Annotated in this window: 17 protein-coding genes; 6 read left to right on the forward strand and 11 right to left on the reverse strand. The window is 57.1% G+C overall.

Annotated elements, in window-relative coordinates:
• Window positions 1-4 precede the first annotated feature (4 nt).
• The 4 genes from ruvC to aspS are packed head-to-tail and all read right to left on the reverse strand — an operon-like array spanning window position 5 to window position 3,546.
• Window positions 5-526 (reverse strand): crossover junction endodeoxyribonuclease RuvC, encoded by a 522-nt coding sequence (ruvC, locus tag ACOTXD_RS14355; RefSeq protein ID WP_003859749.1) that lies wholly within the window; start codon window positions 524-526, stop codon window positions 5-7.
• 34 nt (window positions 527-560) lie between these two features.
• Window positions 561-1,301: a YebC/PmpR family DNA-binding transcriptional regulator gene (locus ACOTXD_RS14360; protein WP_003859747.1), complete on the reverse strand. Its 741-nt coding sequence runs from the start codon at window positions 1,299-1,301 to the stop codon at window positions 561-563.
• Between the two features lie 27 nt (window positions 1,302-1,328).
• Complete coding sequence (nudB, locus tag ACOTXD_RS14365; RefSeq protein WP_061856495.1) at window positions 1,329-1,772, reverse strand: dihydroneopterin triphosphate diphosphatase; 444 nt, start codon at window positions 1,770-1,772, stop codon at window positions 1,329-1,331.
• A gap of 1 nt (window position 1,773) precedes the next feature.
• Window positions 1,774-3,546 (reverse strand): aspartate--tRNA ligase, encoded by a 1,773-nt coding sequence (gene aspS, locus ACOTXD_RS14370; protein ID WP_003859743.1) that lies wholly within the window; start codon window positions 3,544-3,546, stop codon window positions 1,774-1,776.
• A gap of 262 nt (window positions 3,547-3,808) precedes the next feature.
• Between aspS and ACOTXD_RS14375 the strand changes: the two genes are divergently transcribed.
• From ACOTXD_RS14375 to cmoB, 5 genes are read left to right on the forward strand one after another with little or no spacing between them, the layout of a single operon-like run.
• A complete protein-coding gene (locus ACOTXD_RS14375) occupies window positions 3,809-4,375 on the forward strand; it encodes a hydrolase (protein ID WP_032609519.1) in 567 nt (188 codons plus the stop codon).
• Window positions 4,372-5,190 carry a DUF72 domain-containing protein gene (locus ACOTXD_RS14380; RefSeq protein ID WP_032609521.1) on the forward strand — a complete coding sequence of 273 codons (819 nt, stop codon included), beginning with the start codon at window positions 4,372-4,374 and terminating at the stop codon, window positions 5,188-5,190. Before ACOTXD_RS14375 ends, ACOTXD_RS14380 begins: the two co-directional genes overlap by 4 nt.
• A gap of 51 nt (window positions 5,191-5,241) precedes the next feature.
• Window positions 5,242-5,637: an MAPEG family protein gene (locus tag ACOTXD_RS14385; RefSeq protein WP_003859737.1), complete on the forward strand. Its 396-nt coding sequence runs from the start codon at window positions 5,242-5,244 to the stop codon at window positions 5,635-5,637.
• 40 nt (window positions 5,638-5,677) lie between these two features.
• Window positions 5,678-6,421, forward strand: a complete 744-nt coding sequence (gene cmoA, locus ACOTXD_RS14390; protein WP_003859735.1) for a carboxy-S-adenosyl-L-methionine synthase CmoA — start codon at window positions 5,678-5,680, stop codon at window positions 6,419-6,421.
• Window positions 6,418-7,389, forward strand: coding sequence for a tRNA 5-methoxyuridine(34)/uridine 5-oxyacetic acid(34) synthase CmoB (gene cmoB, locus ACOTXD_RS14395; RefSeq protein ID WP_022651447.1), 972 nt, complete (start codon window positions 6,418-6,420; stop codon window positions 7,387-7,389). Before cmoA ends, cmoB begins: the two co-directional genes overlap by 4 nt.
• A 260-nt stretch (window positions 7,390-7,649) precedes the next feature.
• Here the strand turns inward: cmoB and cutC are convergent, their stop codons facing one another.
• Both cutC and ACOTXD_RS14405 read right to left on the reverse strand, forming a co-directional pair.
• The gene (gene cutC / locus ACOTXD_RS14400) at window positions 7,650-8,393 is read right to left on the reverse strand and encodes a copper homeostasis protein CutC (protein ID WP_047653733.1); all 744 of its coding nucleotides are present in this window, start codon (window positions 8,391-8,393) and stop codon (window positions 7,650-7,652) included.
• Window positions 8,394-8,471: 78 nt separating this feature from the next.
• On the reverse strand, window positions 8,472-9,032 hold the full coding sequence (locus tag ACOTXD_RS14405) for a VOC family protein (protein WP_045896070.1): 561 nt from the start codon (window positions 9,030-9,032) through the stop codon (window positions 8,472-8,474).
• A gap of 238 nt (window positions 9,033-9,270) precedes the next feature.
• Here ACOTXD_RS14405 and argS point away from each other — a divergent pair, with 238 nt between their 5' ends.
• Entirely contained in the window at window positions 9,271-11,004 is a 1,734-nt protein-coding gene (gene argS, locus ACOTXD_RS14410; RefSeq protein ID WP_023314352.1) for an arginine--tRNA ligase, read from the forward strand.
• A 34-nt stretch (window positions 11,005-11,038) separates the two neighbouring features.
• Here the strand turns inward: argS and ACOTXD_RS14415 are convergent, their stop codons facing one another.
• The 5 genes from ACOTXD_RS14415 to flhB form a co-directional block, all read right to left on the reverse strand.
• The gene (locus ACOTXD_RS14415) at window positions 11,039-12,178 is read right to left on the reverse strand and encodes a glycoside hydrolase family 88/105 protein (RefSeq protein ID WP_061856706.1); all 1,140 of its coding nucleotides are present in this window, start codon (window positions 12,176-12,178) and stop codon (window positions 11,039-11,041) included.
• Between the two features lie 4 nt (window positions 12,179-12,182).
• A complete protein-coding gene (locus tag ACOTXD_RS14420) occupies window positions 12,183-13,766 on the reverse strand; it encodes an MFS transporter (protein ID WP_022648498.1) in 1,584 nt (527 codons plus the stop codon).
• Window positions 13,767-14,027: 261 nt separating this feature from the next.
• Window positions 14,028-14,420, reverse strand: a complete 393-nt coding sequence (gene flhE / locus ACOTXD_RS14425) for a flagellar protein FlhE (protein ID WP_003859725.1) — start codon at window positions 14,418-14,420, stop codon at window positions 14,028-14,030.
• Complete coding sequence (gene flhA / locus ACOTXD_RS14430) at window positions 14,420-16,498, reverse strand: flagellar biosynthesis protein FlhA (RefSeq protein ID WP_003859723.1); 2,079 nt, start codon at window positions 16,496-16,498, stop codon at window positions 14,420-14,422. Before flhA ends, flhE begins: the two co-directional genes overlap by 1 nt.
• Window positions 16,491-17,639: a flagellar biosynthesis protein FlhB gene (gene flhB, locus ACOTXD_RS14435; RefSeq protein WP_003859720.1), complete on the reverse strand. Its 1,149-nt coding sequence runs from the start codon at window positions 17,637-17,639 to the stop codon at window positions 16,491-16,493. The genes flhA and flhB overlap by 8 nt, the downstream gene beginning before the upstream one ends.
• Window positions 17,640-17,789 lie beyond the last annotated feature (150 nt).

The following is a 17,789-nucleotide window of genomic DNA, read 5'->3' on the forward strand; positions in this document are numbered from 1 at the left end:
GTCATTATCGTAACCTGCCTCGCGCCAGATTGAGCCGCGACTCGCTCATTTGCATCGCATTCTGGCTGACGTGACAGTGGGTAATCGCAATGGCCAGCGCATCCGCGGCGTCGGCCTGCGGGTTCGCAGGGAGCTTCAGCAGGGTACGCACCATGTGCTGCACCTGGCTTTTCTCCGCGCTACCAATGCCCACCACCGTCTGCTTAACCTGACGGGCCGCATACTCGAACACCGGCAGATCCTGGTTCACGGCGGCAACAATCGCCACGCCGCGCGCCTGACCGAGCTTTAACGCCGAGTCAGCATTTTTCGCCATAAAGACCTGCTCGATGGCGAAATAGTCCGGCTGAAACTGGGTGATGATCTCCGACACGCCCGCATAGATGAGCTTCAGGCGCGACGGCAGATCGTCCACTTTGGTGCGAATACACCCACTGCCGAGGTAGGTTAACTGGCGTCCCACCTGACGGATAACGCCATACCCGGTGACGCGTGAGCCTGGGTCAATCCCGAGAATAATCGACATCACGCGTCTCCTGTAACGGATCTACACGCTCTCATCAGAGAGTCGCTGCAACCTCATCAGAGATTTCACCGTTGTGGTACACTTCCTGTACGTCGTCGCAGTCTTCGAGCATGTCGATCAGACGCAGCAGTTTCGGTGCGGTTTCCGCATCCATGTCCGCTTTGGTAGACGGGATCATGGAGACTTCAGCGTTATCCGCCTTCAGGCCAGCCGCTTCCAGCGCATCACGCACGGCCCCCATCTCTTCCCATGCGGTGTAAACATCAATAGCGCCGTCGTCGTAGGTCACCACGTCTTCCGCACCGGCTTCCAGCGCCGCTTCCATGATCGCATCTTCGTCGCCTTTCTCGAAGGAGATGACGCCTTTTTTGCTGAACAGGTACGCTACAGAACCATCAGTGCCCAGGTTGCCGCCGGTTTTGGTGAACGCGTGGCGCACTTCCGCAACGGTACGGTTACGGTTGTCGGACAGACACTCAACCATCACCGCCGTACCGCCAGGACCGTAACCTTCATAAATGATGGTTTCCATGTTCGCGTCTTCATCACCGCCCACGCCACGTGCGATTGCACGGTTCAGGGTGTCACGCGTCATGTTGTTGGACAGGGCTTTATCCACCGCCGCGCGCAGACGTGGGTTAGAGGCCGGATCGCCGCCGCCCAGACGCGCCGCTGTCACCAGCTCACGAATGATTTTGGTAAAGATTTTACCGCGTTTGGCATCCTGTGCCGCTTTGCGGTGTTTGGTGTTGGCCCACTTACTATGACCTGCCATAAAAAGTTCTCCAAAAATCGCGCCTTCTCAGGCAGCGTTAATTACAAATTCTTCAATCGCCTGCCGGTTGCTCCACGACTTGGTCAGTGCGGCGGCATCCGCCGCATCCACCCAGCGGTAGGTCAGGTGTTCCGTGAACACGATCTCCCGCTCATGGGGAAGCGCAAGGCAGAACCATGATTCCGTATTGCGCTCAATTCCCGGTGCATAGCGATGACGTAAATGGCTAAAAATTTCAAACTCCACCGTGCGCTGACAGTCCTTCAGGGTCAGTTGCTCGTAAGCAACATCAATGGCGACCTCTTCCTTTACTTCACGCGCGGCGGCCTGCGGTGCGGTCTCCCCCTCTTCCAGGCTGCCGGTAACCGACTGCCAGAAATCCGGATCGTCGCGCCGCTGCAACATCAGCACCCGGTTCGTGTCTTCTGCATAAATGACCACCAGAACCGAAACGGGACGCTTATATGCCATATCAGTTTTTCTCTTCCTTCTTCACCACCTCAATGCCCAGCTCAGCCAGCGCGGCCGGGTTGGCAAAGCTTGGCGCTTCGGTCATCAGACACGCGGCGGCAGTGGTTTTCGGGAAGGCGATCACATCACGGATGTTATCGGTGCCGGTCAGCAGCATGGTCAGACGGTCAAGACCGAAAGCCAGACCCGCGTGCGGAGGCGTACCGTATTTCAGCGCGTCCAGCAGGAAGCCGAACTTCTCGCGCTGCTCCTGTTCGTTGATGCCCAGGATGCCGAACACGGTCTGCTGCATTTCACCGCTGTGAATACGCACGGAACCACCGCCCACTTCGTAGCCGTTGATGACCATATCGTAGGCGTTTGCCACTGCGTCTTCCGGTGCTGCCTTCAGCTCTGCCGGCGTCATGTCTTTTGGCGAGGTGAACGGGTGGTGCATCGCGGTCAGGCCGCCTTCACCGTCGTCTTCAAACATCGGGAAGTCGATCACCCACAGCGGCGCCCATTTACTTTCGTCGGTCAGGTTCAGGTCTTTGCCGAGCTTCAGACGCAGCGCGCCCATCGCATCCGCAACCACTTTCTTGTTGTCTGCACCGAAGAAGATCATGTCGCCGTCCTGCGCGCCGGTGCGCTCCAGGATCGCTTCCACGATGTCCGCGTTCAGGAATTTCGCCACCGGGCTGGTGATACCTTCCAGACCTTTCGCACGCTCGGTCACTTTAATATAGGCCAGACCTTTCGCGCCGTAGATCTTGATGAAGTTGCCGTAGTCGTCGATCTGCTTACGGCTCAGAGCCGCTCCGCCCGGCACGCGCAGTGCCGCCACGCGGCCTTTCGGATCGTTAGCCGGGCCAGCAAAGACCGCGAACTCAACGGCTTTCACCAGGTCTGCCACGTCCACCAGCTCCATCGGGTTACGCAGGTCTGGTTTGTCGGAGCCGTAGCGACGCTCGGCTTCCGCGAAGGTCATGATTGGAAAATCGCCCAGCTCGACGCCTTTCACGTCATTCCACAGGCTACGCACCAGGGCTTCCATCACTTCACGCACCTGCTCAGCGGTCATGAAGGAGGTTTCCACATCGATCTGGGTAAATTCTGGCTGACGGTCAGCGCGCAGGTCTTCGTCGCGGAAGCATTTCACGATCTGATAGTAGCGATCGAAGCCAGACATCATCAGCAGCTGTTTGAACAGCTGTGGAGACTGCGGCAGCGCATAGAATTTGCCTTTATGGACGCGGGATGGCACCAGGTAATCGCGCGCGCCTTCCGGCGTGGCTTTGGTCAGCATCGGGGTTTCGATATCAAGGAAACCGTGGTCATCCATAAAACGGCGCACCAGGCTGGTGATTTTCGCACGGGTTTTCAGGCGCTGAGCCATTTCCGGACGACGCAGATCCAGGTAGCGGTATTTCAGACGCGCTTCTTCAGTGTTGACGTGGTTGGAGTCCAGCGGCAACGCTTCCGCGCGGTTGATGATCGTCAGATCGGACGCCAGCACTTCGATAGCGCCGGTCGCCATGTCGGCGTTGACGTTTTTCTCGTCACGCGCACGCACGGTGCCCGTCACCTGAATGCAGAACTCATTGCGCAGCTCAGAAGCCAGCTTCAACGCATCAGCGCGATCCGGATCGAAGAACACCTGAACGATACCTTCGCGGTCACGCATATCAATAAAGATAAGGCTACCAAGATCGCGACGACGATTGACCCAACCACACAGGGTGACCTGCTGCCCGACGTGGGACTGACGCAGCTGCCCGCAATATTCTGTACGCATGAGATATCCCTTAATTAGCCGCAGGCTGATTGTCGCCTGTCTCGCAGGCTACGATGTCGCAGCTTTCTGTATGTCACAACTGGATGAAAAAAGGCGGCTATTATACTGGAAATTCTGCCGCACGATAAGAGCGAAGCACGACCTGACGCGCGTTTGCTGAACTCTTATTGCCTATTCTCACAAAAATTAACAAAATTATCCGACCGATAACAGGCCATCACGTCGTAAGGTGTAGAAAAGCAATCATTTGACGGGAGCGACGATGTTTACACTTGATGCCACCAAAACCGCCCTTGTGGTCATTGATTTACAGGAAGGCATTCTGCCTTTTGCCGGTGGTCCGCACACCGCTGACGATGTGGTCAGCCGCGCTGCGCGCCTGGCAGAAAAATGCCGCGCCAGCGGCTCGCCTGTTGTTATGGTGCGCGTCGGCTGGTCCGCTGATTTCGCCGAAGCGTTAAAACAGCCGGTTGATGCTCAGGCCCCGGCGCAGGCGCTGCCGGACAACTGGTGGACATATCCTGTCTCGCTCGGTAAACGCGACAGCGATATAGAAGTCACCAAACGCCAGTGGGGCGCATTCTACGGCACCGACCTGGAGCTCCAGCTGCGCCGTCGCGGGATCGACACGATTATTCTGTGCGGGATCTCCACCAATATCGGTGTGGAATCCACCGCCCGTAACGCCTGGGAGCTGGGCTTTAACCTGGTGATCGCGGAAGATGCGTGCAGCGCAGCCTCTGCGGATCAGCACCAGTGCAGCATGACCCATATCTTCCCGCGTATCGGTCGCGTGCGCAGCACGGATGAGATCCTCAGCGCGCTATGATGTACGTGGGCCTGCCCCAGTGGTCGCACCCGAAATGGGTGCGCCTGGGTATTACCAGCCTTGAAGAGTATGCCCGACACTTTAACTGCGTGGAGGGCAATACCACGCTGTACGCCCTGCCCCGCGCGGAGATCGTCGAACGCTGGCGTGAGCAAACCACCGACGACTTCCGCTTTTGCTTTAAATTCCCGGCGACCATCTCCCACAACGCCGCGCTGCGCAACTGCGATGATTTAACCCACGAGTTTTTCACCCGGATGTCGCCTCTGGCCAACCGTATTGGCCAGTACTGGCTCCAGCTTCCCGCCGCGTTTGGCCCACGCGACCTGCCCGCCCTCTGGCAGTTTCTCGAGGCCCTGCCACTTGATTTCACCTACGGCGTAGAAGTGAGGCATCCGGAATTCTTTGCCAAAGGCGACGCGGAGAAAGCGCTCAATCGCGGCCTGCATGAACGATCGGTCAACCGCGTGATCCTCGACAGCCGCCCCGTGCACAGCGCAATCCCGCACAGCGAAGCCGTTGTTGATGCCCAGCGCAAAAAACCGAAAGTGCCCGTCCATGCGATCGTAACGGCGCAGAACCCGATGGTCCGGTTTATCGGCAGCGATAACATGCAGCAAAATGAGGAGATGTTCGCCGTCTGGCTGCAAACGCTGGCGAAATGGGAGCACACCACCACGCCGTACCTTTTTTTACATACGCCGGATATCGCACAGGCGCCTGAACTGGTCGATGCTCTCTGGCAGGCCTTGCAGCAGGCGGTTCCGTCGGTTGGCCCCGCGCCGTCCATCCCACAACAATCTTCTCTTTTCTGAAATCACCCCCTATCATAGAGACGTGCCATCTGCCAAAAACAGGGAGTTAGTATGGTCAGCGCGCTGTATGCGGTGTTAGGTGCATTACTGCTGATTAAGTTTTCATTTGATGTTGTGCGCCTGAGAATGCAGTACCGCGTCTCGTACGGTGACGGGGGCTTTTCTGAGCTGCAAAGCGCAATCCGGATCCACGGCAACGCGGTCGAGTACATTCCCGTCGCGTTAATTTTACTGCTGTTAATGGAGATGGATGGCGCTGAAACCTGGATGGTGCACGTCTGCGGGCTGCTGCTGATAGCAGGGCGTTTGATGCATTATTATGGTTTTCACCATCGCCTGATCCGCTGGCGTCGTTCCGGCATGAGCGCGACCTGGTGCTCGCTTTTGCTGATGGTGCTGGCTAACCTTTGGTATATGCCGTGGGAGTTGGTTTTCTCCTTCCATTAGCGCACAATATGCCCCTTTATTTTTCCCGGATTTTTACGTTATGTCAGATCGCGACACGCTTTTTTCCGCGCCTATCGCCAGCCTGGGCGACTGGACCTTTGATGAACGGGTAGCCGAAGTCTTCCCGGATATGATCCAGCGCTCTGTTCCCGGTTATTCCAATATTATCTCCATGATCGGCATGCTGGCGGAGCGTTTTGTTCAACCCGGCACGCAGGTCTATGACCTGGGCTGTTCGCTGGGAGCGGCAACGCTGTCCATTCGTCGTAACGTTCATCACGAAGGCTGCAAGATTGTGGCTGTCGATAACTCACCGGCCATGGTCGAACGCTGCCGTCGCCACATTGACGCGTATAAAGCCCCTACGCCTGTGGAGGTGGTAGAAGGCGATATCCGCGATATCGACATCCAGAACGCCTCGATGGTGGTCCTGAACTTTACCCTTCAGTTCCTGGTGCCGGACGATCGTCAGCGGTTGCTGGATAAAATTTATCAAGGCCTGAACCCGGGCGGCGCGCTGGTGTTATCTGAGAAATTCAGCTTTGAAGATGCCAGCGTGGGCGAACTGCTGTTCAACATGCACCATGATTTCAAGCGTGCAAATGGCTACAGCGAGCTGGAGATCAGCCAGAAGCGCAGCATGCTTGAAAACGTCATGCTGACGGATTCCGTAGAAACCCACAAAGCGCGCCTGCGCAAAGCCGGATTTGAACACAGCGAACTGTGGTTCCAGTGCTTTAACTTTGGTTCTCTGGTGGCGCTGAAAGCCGGAGACGCAGCATGATCGAGTTCGGTAATTTCTATCAGCTGATTGCCAAAAACCATCTTTCCCACTGGCTGGAAACCCTGCCTGCGCAAATTGCCACCTGGCAGCGCGATCAGCAGCATGGTCTGTTGAAGCAGTGGTCCAACGCCGTGGAGTTTCTGCCTGAACTGACGCCTCATCGTCTGGATTTACTGCACAGCGTGACGGCGGAGAGCGAAGAGCCGCTCCCGGCCGGGCAGATCAACCGCATCGAAACGCTGATGCGCAACCTGATGCCGTGGCGCAAAGGGCCGTTTTCACTTTACGGCGTAAACATCAACACCGAGTGGCGCTCCGACTGGAAGTGGGATCGCGTTCTGCCGCATTTATCCGACCTGACCGGGCGCACCATTCTGGACGTGGGCTGCGGTAGCGGCTATCACATGTGGCGCATGATCGGCGCAGGCGCGCATCTGGTCATCGGTATCGATCCGATGCAGCTGTTCCTGTGCCAGTTTGAAGCGGTGCGTAAGCTGTTGGGTAACGACCAGCGTGCGCACCTGTTGCCGCTGGGTATCGAGCAACTCCCGGCCCTGAAAGCCTTTGATACCGTTTTCTCGATGGGCGTGCTGTACCACCGTCGTTCCCCGCTGGAGCATCTCTGGCAATTGAAAGATCAGCTGGTCAGCGGCGGCGAACTGGTGCTCGAAACGTTGGTTATCGAAGGCGATGAACATGCCGTTCTGGTGCCGGGCGATCGCTATGCGCAGATGCGCAACGTTTACTTCATCCCTTCCGCGCTGGCGCTGAAGAACTGGCTGGAGAAATGTGGGTTTGTCGATGTACGCATCGCCGATGTGTGCGTGACGTCGATTGAAGAACAGCGTCGCACCGACTGGATGATCACCGAATCGCTGGAGCAATTCCTCGACCCGGACGATCACAGTAAAACCATCGAAGGCTATCCGGCCCCGATGCGTGCGGTATTGATTGCGACGAAGCCGTAGTTTGTGCCGGGTGGCGGCTGCGCCTTACCCGGCCTACGCGTCGCACGTTTTCTCCAAAATAGTTCAAGTTGCAGCAAGGCGGCAACGCAGCGAATCCCCGGGAGCTTACATCAGTAAGTGACCGGGGTGAGCGAGGCGGCCAACGCGGCTGCGGCTTGAAATATGAAGGAGAAAAAAAGGCCCCTGTGTAATTTGCAGGGGCCTGGTACAAGCAAGCATCATATTGGGCGACATGATGCGCGGTAAAAATCGGTACGTTGCTACACGTGATGACGTTCAATCAACGATTTCATTACCGCAACCGACTCTCCATCCACACCGTAGCGCGAGTACTCATCCGCTTCAGCATCCGTCGACATTGACAACCCTGTATTGCGATAACGCATGGGTGAAGGTATCCATTTACCCGCTGAGCTGTGCAGCTCTTCCACCTCTGCGTTTAAAAACAGTTCCAGATTGCTGGCGCGTACTCCTGCGCCCGCCATGATTATTGGAACACCGGAATGTGCTTTTAGTTCCGTAATTAATTTCAGTCCTTTTTCAGCCGAGGACTGCTGGCCCGACGTCAGAACGCGCGCCACGCCCAGTTCTGCCAGCGTATCAAAGGCTTGTATCGGATCCTGACACATATCGAACGCACGATGAAAAGTGACCGCCATCCCCCGGGCGGCGCGCATGACCTGACGCATACGCGGAAGATCGATGTTGCCGTCTTCGTCCAGTACACCGATCACCAGCCCCGGAAAACCTAAATCACGGACGAGGGCGATATCCTCAAGCATGGCACTGAACTCACCCGCCGTATAACAAAAATCACCGCCGCGCGGGCGAATAATCGGGTGCACCGGAATAGTGATGGCCTGACGGGCTGATTTCAGAACGCCAGAGGACGGGGTTAATCCTCCTTCTTTCGGTGCCGCGCAAAGCTCGATGCGATCGGCCCCGTGCCGTTGCGCAGTGACGGCACACTCCACGCTGTAACAACAAATTTCCAGCAGCGCCATGTCATCCTCCTTAAATTTCACTCAACGTACCATCGTGGCACGTTGCCCGATTGGTGTCTGGATCGACGCTCACAATGCTTACGCTTCGCTGGCGATGATCTGCTCAATAGTCCAGGGATGGAATTTCACCGTCACGTTGCCGTCCGTTACGGCAAGCGTAGGGTTCGGTAAGCGTTCGCGCTCCCCTTTTGGCGAGCTGGTTTTGACGAAAATACCCGGCTGGCTTAACCCCTCGTCGGAAAGCAGCGTCAGCGCACGGGCGTTCAGCGTCTCGGGCTCCCCAGGCAGAACAATTTCGATATGCTCCCAGCCTTCGTGCGGATAACGCTTCTCTCCTGGCCAGGGCAGTTCCACAACGGTGAATTGCCAGTGCGCCACCGTTACCGGCGCATGAAGTTTGAACAGGCAGATCGGGCGACCGTTAATGATATTCTCCGACAGCAGTTCTCCGCACTGTTCAAAGCCACGCCGCCAGCGTTCGGCGGTGGCATTCTGGTGGCAGCGCAAAGAGATGTGATCGGCCTCAAGCGGCGCGATATCCAGCCCGAGACGGGTGGCAAGTTCTGTGAACGCCTGGGTGAAGCGCGGTAAATCTGCGGAAATATCATGCAGTTCGTCAATGGTGTGCCAGTTCGCCATAGGTCAGTCTCGTTTCGTGTCGCAAAGCCGCTAATTTACTCTGTTGCCCCCTGTCGACCAACCGCAGAATCACGGTTTTTTCGACTGCATGATTATGCATACCGTCTTCGCCTGGATTCTGAGCGATCTTCGCCCCCCGCAGGGCTGACGCCCGAAGGCATTTGCAGTATACTCCCGCCCTAAATTCTTAAACTGGCGTGGGTGTTTTTTACCCGCATCAAAAACGTAAGGTATCCAGGTGAATATTCAGGCTCTTCTCTCAGAAAAAGTCAGTCAGGCACTGATTGCCGCAGGTGCGCCTGCGGATTGCGAACCACAGGTTCGTCAGTCAGCGAAAGTACAGTTTGGCGACTATCAGGCTAATGGCGTGATGGCAGTGGCTAAAAAACTGGGCATGCCGCCGCGACAGCTCGCTGAGCAGGTACTGACGCATCTGGATCTCACCGGCATCGCCAGCAAAACCGAAATCGCCGGTCCAGGCTTTATCAACATTTTCCTTGAGCCTGCATTCCTGGCAAGCCACGTTGACGCGGCGCTGAAATCTGACCGTCTGGGCGTGGCTCAGCCAGAAGCGCAGACCGTGGTGGTTGACTACTCCGCGCCAAACGTGGCGAAAGAGATGCACGTCGGTCACCTGCGCTCCACCATCATCGGTGACGCGGCAGTGCGTACCCTGGAGTTCCTTGGTCACAAGGTGATCCGCGCTAACCACGTAGGCGACTGGGGCACGCAGTTCGGCATGCTGATCGCGTATCTGGAAAAACAGCAGCAGGAAAACGCAGGCGAAATGGCGCTGGCAGACCTGGAAGGTTTCTACCGTGAAGCCAAAAAGCACTATGACGAAGACGAAGCCTTCGCCGAGCGCGCGCGCAGCTACGTGGTGAAACTTCAAGGTGGCGACCCGTACTTCCTCGAGATGTGGCGCAAGCTGGTGGACATTACCATGTCCCAGAACCAGCTTACCTATAATCGTCTGAACGTGACCCTGACCCGTGACGACGTGATGGGTGAAAGCCTGTATAACCCGATGCTGCCAGGCATTGTGGCGGACCTGAAAGCTAAAAATCTGGCGGTGGAAAGCGAAGGCGCAACGGTGGTGTTCCTTGATGAGTATAAAAACAAGGAAGGCGAACCGATGGGCGTGATCGTCCAGAAAAAGGATGGCGGCTATCTTTACACCACCACCGACATCGCCTGTGCGAAATACCGTTACGAAACCCTGCATGCGGACCGCGTGCTGTATTACATCGACTCCCGTCAGCATCAGCATCTGATGCAGGCGTGGACTATCGTGCGTAAAGCGGGTTATGTGCCGGATTCCGTGCCGCTGGAACATCACATGTTCGGCATGATGCTGGGTAAAGACGGTAAGCCGTTCAAAACCCGTGCGGGCGGCACCGTGAAGCTTTCCGATCTGCTGGATGAAGCGCTGGAACGCGCGCGTCGCCTGGTGGCCGAGAAGAACCCGGACATGCCTGCTGACGAGCTGGAGAAACTTGCTAACGCGGTGGGAATTGGCGCGGTGAAATACGCGGATCTCTCCAAGAACCGTACCACCGACTATATCTTCGACTGGGACAACATGCTGGCGTTTGAAGGCAACACGGCGCCATACATGCAGTACGCTTACACCCGCGTACTCTCCGTCTTCCGTAAAGCCAATATCGACGAAAGCGTGCTGGCGAATGCTACGGTGTCTATTACCGAAGACCGTGAAGCACAGCTGGCTGCCCGCCTGCTTCAGTTCGAAGAGACGCTCTCCGTGGTCGCGCGTGACGGTACGCCGCACGTTATGTGTGCTTACCTGTACGATCTGGCCGGTCTGTTCTCTGGCTTCTACGAACACTGCCCTATCCTCTCTGCCGAGAGCGAAGTGGTGCGCCACAGCCGCCTGAAGCTCGCGCAGCTGACGGCGAAGACCCTGAAGCTCGGTCTGGATACTCTGGGTATCGAAACCGTAGAGCGTATGTAAAAAATAAACCCGGCAAGCGCCGGGTTTTTTATTATCAGAAATACTTCCGCAAATACTCCGTCAGGCACAGTATCGCCATCGCCTGCCCGTACGGCATCGACGTGAGCGGTATCTGGCGATAAAACTCAAGATCGCTTCCCATCCCGGTCCCGAACGAGGTTTGCAGCAGCTCCCCTTCCGGCGAGATGTTTTTCACGATACCGCGAATCGCTTTCTCCGCCACCTCTGCGTACTCTGCGCCGACATAACGCTTGCGCACGGCTTTCAGAATGCCGTAGGCAAACCCTGCCGTGGCCGACGCCTCCAGATAAGATTCAGGATCGTCCAGCAGCGTATGCCACAAGCCACTCTCGTCCTGACATTTTGCCAGTGCGGCGATCTGCGCGTTCAGTACCTGCACCAGATAGCGACGAACGGCGTTGTTTTCCGGCAGATCCACCAGCTCGAGGAAATCCGGGATCACGATGGTCAGCCAGCTGTTGCCGCGCGCCCAGCGGGCCCGGGCAAAGTTGTGATTGCCGTCGTAATTCCAGCCGTGGAACCACAGCCCGGTCTCCCGATCCATCAGATTCTGTACGTGGAGCAGGAACTGATAGATCGCCTCCTCGACGTACTCCGGCTTGTTCAGCAGCTTGCCGATTTTCGCCAGCGGCAGCACCGTCATCATCAGCGTGTCATCCCACATTTGCTGATGGTTCTCTTCCGCCAGGGTGATGTGCTGCATGCCACCATGTTCGGTGCGCGGCATCTCATTCATCGCCCATTCCGCCCAGCTTTCCAGCCACGGCAGCCAGGCCGGGTTTTTGGTCTCTTCGTAGCGATACGCCAGCGTCAGGAACGGCGACATGGTATTTACGTTTTTGGTGGTTGCGCCTTCAGCGAAACGGTCAGTAAACCAGCTGTCGATAATCTCGCGCGTGCCTTCGTCACCGGTCTGGCAGTAATACTGCCAGATACCGTATAAACCGACGCCGTGGGTCCATTCCCATCCGGCCCAGCCTTTGGTGTCGATCACGCGCCCGTCGTCCAGCCGCAGCAAAAACTCACCCGTTTTGTCGTGGATATTGACCAGGTTATGCGTCACCTTTTGAATCAGCGATTTCAGCTCATCCCTGGCGATAAAGCGCTCAGGCTGACGCAGTAACGGGCTATGTTTGACAGGCCAAACTTTCATCATCTTAACCTCTGTTGTATGTCGAATTCAGTACCGCGCGATCCTTCAGCGAAGGGGCCGCCGGCTTATTGCGATTCAGATAACCGATATTGTTGTTGCCCCACAGGGATTCATACGGCATACCGGCCAGCATCTCCACGGTGGCGCGGGCCTGCGGGGTCGCCGCCTCCGGCATCGCATGGCCGGACTCGCGCATTTTCGCGGTCTCTTCACGCAGGGTGCTGTGGGTCTGCAAATTGAGTTTGAAGCGCAGGGAGACCAGGAAGCCGCAGAACAGTACCAGAATGGTGCCGACGCTCAGGATCATCAGGATAGTGTGGCTCACTTCCGCAGGCTGCACTTTTTGACCGCTGACAAAGCCAGACATCTGCATCACGATCCCCACCAGCATTACCGCACCGGCCTGGGACGCTTTACGGGTCAGCGTCATGATGCCCGCGAAGATCCCTTCGCGACGCTGACCGGTGATCACTTCGTCCACGTCAGCAATGTAGGTGTAGGTATTCCACGGTACGTAGTTGATCCCCCCGCGACCAAGACCGGCAACCGCAGAGATCAGCAGCAGCAGAGCGTAAACGTCGCTCAGGCCCGCGTAATAAAGCACCGCGTAAGAGAGCGAGGCCAGGCCAAACAGCACGACCACCATGCGGTAAGACGGCGCAGGTCCGAAGCGAATGCACAGCGGGATCATGCCGATCACGGCGAGGAACTGGAAGATGGCCATCGTGCCCAGCAGGTTGGACGCCATTGACGCCTCCTGCATCAGCACAAATACCACGTAATAGGTAAACACGGCATTAAAGACGTCCTGTGCGATGTAGCCGCCAAGGTACATCCCCAGATGCTGGCGGAAAATCTTGATACGCAGCGTCGAACTTAATTCAACAAAAAGGCGATTCAGGCTCTGCCCAAGGGTCAGCTTTTTCTTCTCTTCTTCAGCACGCAGGGCCGCTTCAGACCACTCTTCCCGCGGGCGCTCCCAGGTAAAGAACCAGACGAACGTAAGCATCAGTGCGCAGAGTACGGAGAAGACCAGGCTTGCATAGAAGAAGGAGATCGCGTTGTCTTTGCCGAAATGCGTGAGCAGGATCCCCGGGAGGAAGGAAGCCAGAATAGCGGACATCTGCGCCATAGAGATACGCGCCCCGGAGAATTTGGTTTTCTGTTTGAAATCGTCCGTCATCTCCGGCACCAGCGTTTCGTATGGCACCAGGATCATGGTGTAGACGATATCAAAGATCAGATAGGTCAGCAGGTAGTACCAGAAACTCATGTCCCCTACCCACATCAGCGAGTAGCTGAAAACGCAGGGAATACCGAGCAGGATGAAGAACTTACGACGGCCAAAACGCTTGCCCAGCCAGGTGGTGCCAAAGTTATCGGTTAAAAAGCCCATTAACGGGCTGACAACCGCATCCAGCACCCTTGCGGCGGCGAAGATAAAGGTTGCTTCAATCGGTGTGAGTCCACAGAAGGTGGTATAAAAATACAAAAGCCAGGCGGCCGTCAGGGCGGTGGTTCCCGCCCCGAGGAAGTCCCCTGACCCATAAGCAAGATAATTTGCGAGTCCAATTTTACGTGTTTTCATTGCCGTCAACCCTAATCAGTTTTGGGAGACTCCCTGTAAGCAAACCTCGTCCGGGAGTTTTTACACGGCTACAGTAAAAGTATCGACCTGTTGATACCTTTCTGTTTCTGCCATCACAAAGGGGTGAATGGCAAAAATGCAAAGAGTGTCAATACGCGTGTCACTGATTTATAAAACAGCGTTTCTTTTGTATCAAAAGGGAAGGTCATTTTTGCGAGCCAGCCTTCAGAAATGCCTGAAGGCTGGTGAAAAGGCAGGCAGTTAGCGGTAGTTGACGAGCACCTCGTTGCGCTGAACTTTCAGCGCCGGGATCAGACGTCCACCGCCTGGCACTTCCCAGATAAAGCGTAAAGGCTCCTGAGCAGACACCCCGTTGAAGGCCTGGGTGGTGCCACTTTGTCCCTCGATTTCCGCGCAGCGGGTCAGCGAGCACAGACGCACCCGCAACCCGGCCGGTGTGGGTCCCGTCAGGGTGTAATTCCAGGCCACCAGCGTCATCTGCCCGGACACGGGCTCAGAGGCGGACAACGGACGGGAGGAGATCGACTCCCCGCGATGGTTGAGCGTTAAGCCTATACTGCTGGCCTGCCATGCCCCCTCGCCTGCGGCCTGCGCCGCCAGCGGGAAAAGTAAGATCCACAGCCACTTCCGCATTATTTCCCTCCTATGGTCGCCGTCATGCGAATATTGCGGTTATCGGACAGCTCCATATTCGACAGCACCACCAGCTGGTTCAGGCTCCGGCGCAGGAAGCGCGACAGCAGCGGACGCAGCGCATGATTCACCAGCAGCACCGGCGGCGCGCCCAGCATCTCCTGACGCGCCAGCGCCTCCTGGGTTTGCGCCAGTAATCTGTCCGCCAGACCCGGCTCCAGCCCGCCACCGCCCTGCAACGCCTGAAGCAGCAGCCGTTCCAGCGGCGTATCCAGGCCAATGACCTGCACTTCGCCGGTTCCCGGGAACCATTGCTGGGTAATGGCGCGTCCGAGCGCCACGCGTACCACCGCCGTCAGTTCGTGCGGATCGCTTTGCAGCGGCGCATGTTCGGCCAGCGTCTCAAGGATGGTACGCATATCGCGAATGGGCACCTTCTCGTCGAGCAAGTTTTGCAGCACTTTATGCAGGGTGGTTAAGGTCAGCACGCCCGGCACTAAATCTTCGGTCAGTTTCGGCATCTCCTGCGTTACGCGGTCGAGCAGCTGCTGCGCCTCCTGACGACCAAACAGTTCCGCAGAGAACTGGCCAATCAGATGGTTGAGGTGCGTCGCCACCACGGTACTGGCCTCAACAACCGTGTAACCCTGGATCTGCGCCTGCTCTTTCAGAGCGCTCTCAATCCAGATTGCCGCCAGACCAAAGGCCGGGTCGGTCGTCTGCTCACCCGGCAACGTGCCTGCGGCCGTGCCCGGGTTAATTGCCAGCCAGCGGCCGGGGTACGCATCACCGCTGCCGATTTCTACCCCTTTCATCAGGATGCGATAGCGCGCGGGCGGGAGATCCATGTTGTCCCGGATGTGGACCACCGGCGGCAGGAAGCCCATATCCTGGGCGAATTTTTTACGAATGCTGCGGATACGGCCAAGCAGTTCACCATCCTGCTGGAAATCCACCATCGGGATCAGGCGGTACCCCACTTCCATCCCCAGCGAATCTTCGAGCTGAACGTCGTTCCAGGTGGCCTCCACCGCCTGGGTGTTCTCAGGCATTTTGACCGGCGCTGGCTCTGCCTTAGGCTGCGTTTCACGGCCACGCATCCACCAGGCAAGGCCCAGCAGCGCGGCAGTAAACAGCAGGAATACCAGGTTTGGCATGCCAGGCACCATACCGAGCAGGCCCAGTACCGCCGCGGAGAGCAGCATAACGCGCGGGTTGCTGAACAACTGCCCCACCATCTGCTCGCCTACATCCTGATCGGTGCTGACGCGGGTCACAATCACACCCGCCGCGGTGGAGATCACCAGCGCCGGGATCTGCGCCACCAGACCATCACCAATGGTCAGCAGCGTATAGCTTTCCGCTGCGTGGCCCATGTCCATGCCGTGTTGCAGCACGCCGACAAGCAGGCCGCCGACGACGTTAATCACCATGATCAGAATGCCCGCGATGGCGTCACCGCGCACAAACTTACTCGCACCGTCCATGGAGCCGTAGAAATCTGCCTCCTGGGTCACTTCGGCACGGCGTTTTTTTGCTTCATCTTCCGCGATCAGCCCGGCATTCAGGTCGGCGTCGATGGCCATCTGCTTACCCGGCATCCCGTCGAGCACGAAGCGCGCGCCTACTTCTGCGATACGCCCCGCACCTTTAGTGATAACCATGAAGTTGATAATCACCAGAATGACGAACACCACGATACCGATGGCGAAGTTGCCGCCCACCAGGAAGTGACCGAAGGCTTCGACCACCTTGCCCGCCGCCGCCGCGCCGGTGTGCCCTTCCATCAGGATGATACGCGTGGAGGCAACGTTCAGCGCCAGACGCAGCAGCGTGGTGAACAGCAGGATCGTTGGAAACGCGGCGAACTCCAGCGTGCGCTGGGTGAACATCGCCACCAGCAACACCATGATGGACAACGCAATGTTGAAGGTGAAAAGCAGGTCGAGAATAAATGCCGGTAACGGCAGCACCATCATCGACAGAATTAGCAGGATCAGAATCGGTCCGGCAAGGATCTGCCATTGCGTCGATTTCAGGTTGCCGGGCAGGCGCAACATTGCCACCAGATTAGCCATCAGTGTCCTTCTCGTTCAAAAAATCCAGTGCTTCAGGCACCGGAAGGTTCTCAGGTTTTACAGGTCGTTGACCGCCCGCTAAACGCCAGCGTTTCAGTTGCCACACCCAGGCCAGCACCTCTGCGACAGCGGCGTAGAGCTGGCCCGGGATCTGTTGTCCAATTTCCGCGTGGCGATACAGCGCACGGGCCAGCGGCGGTGCTTCCAGGATCGGTACGCGGTTTTCCGTCGCGATTTCACGAATGCGCAGCGCAATCAGCCCGGCCCCTTTCGCCACCACTTTCGGCGCGCTCATTTTGTTTTCGTCGTACTGAAGCGCCACGGAGTAGTGGGTCGGGTTGGTGACGATGACGTCGGCTTTCGGCACATCTTCCATCATGCGCCGACGCGCGGCGGCACGCTGCATCTGCCGGATACGGCCCTTAACGTGGGGGTCGCCTTCCATCTGTTTATATTCATCGCGGATGTCCTGACGCGACATTCGCAGCTTTTTGATATGGGAATAGATCTGGAAGATAACGTCGAACGCCACCATCGGAATAATGCTGAGTACCACCAGCAGCGAGCATAACCCGACCAGGTTCAGGGCATTTTTCATCGCCGTCATCGGGGATTCGCTGATCAGGCGCATCATCTCCGGCCAGTGGTGCCACAGAAAAAACCCGGCTGTACTGCCCATAAGAAGCGATTTCAGGATCGCTTTAAGAAGCTCAGCCCCGGTTTGCGCGGAGAACATTTTCGCAATACCGGGTAGCGGGTTGAGCTTGGAGAATTTCGGTTGCAGCGATTTACCGCTGAACACCAGGCCACCGAGCATGACCGGCGAAACAAGGGCCACGATGACCACGCCCGCGATCAGCGGCAGCAAGGCGATCATCGCGCTTTTCACAAGGTTGATGATTTGAATGAGGATCAGATTGGGGTCATTGACCATGCTGTGATCAAAACGTAAGCCAGCAGAGAGCATTCCCGCCAGTCTGCGGGCGAGCATCTCCCCGCCCCACCAGATTATGCAGACGCCCACCACCAGGATCAGCAGGGATGTCAGCTCTCGGGATCGGGGGATCTGCCCATCCTCACGGGCTTTTTCAAGTCGGTGGGGTGTGGGGGCTTCTGTTTTGTCGTCGTTCTCTTCTGCCACTGTGCCTGCTCGCAGCCCATTAATTCACGGGTATCATGCCAGCGCAGAGAAAATCCAATGGCGGGAAAAGCCCGTTTATTCGGGCTCTTTTCGCTGTTTTTGTTCTGAGCTGCCTCAGGCCGCGTTAACGACCTGAGGCAGAACGGGCAA

This window comes from Enterobacter cloacae complex sp. CDL013, assembly GCF_049238805.1.
In the GTDB taxonomy this organism is placed as follows: domain Bacteria; phylum Pseudomonadota; class Gammaproteobacteria; order Enterobacterales; family Enterobacteriaceae; genus Enterobacter; species Enterobacter hormaechei_C.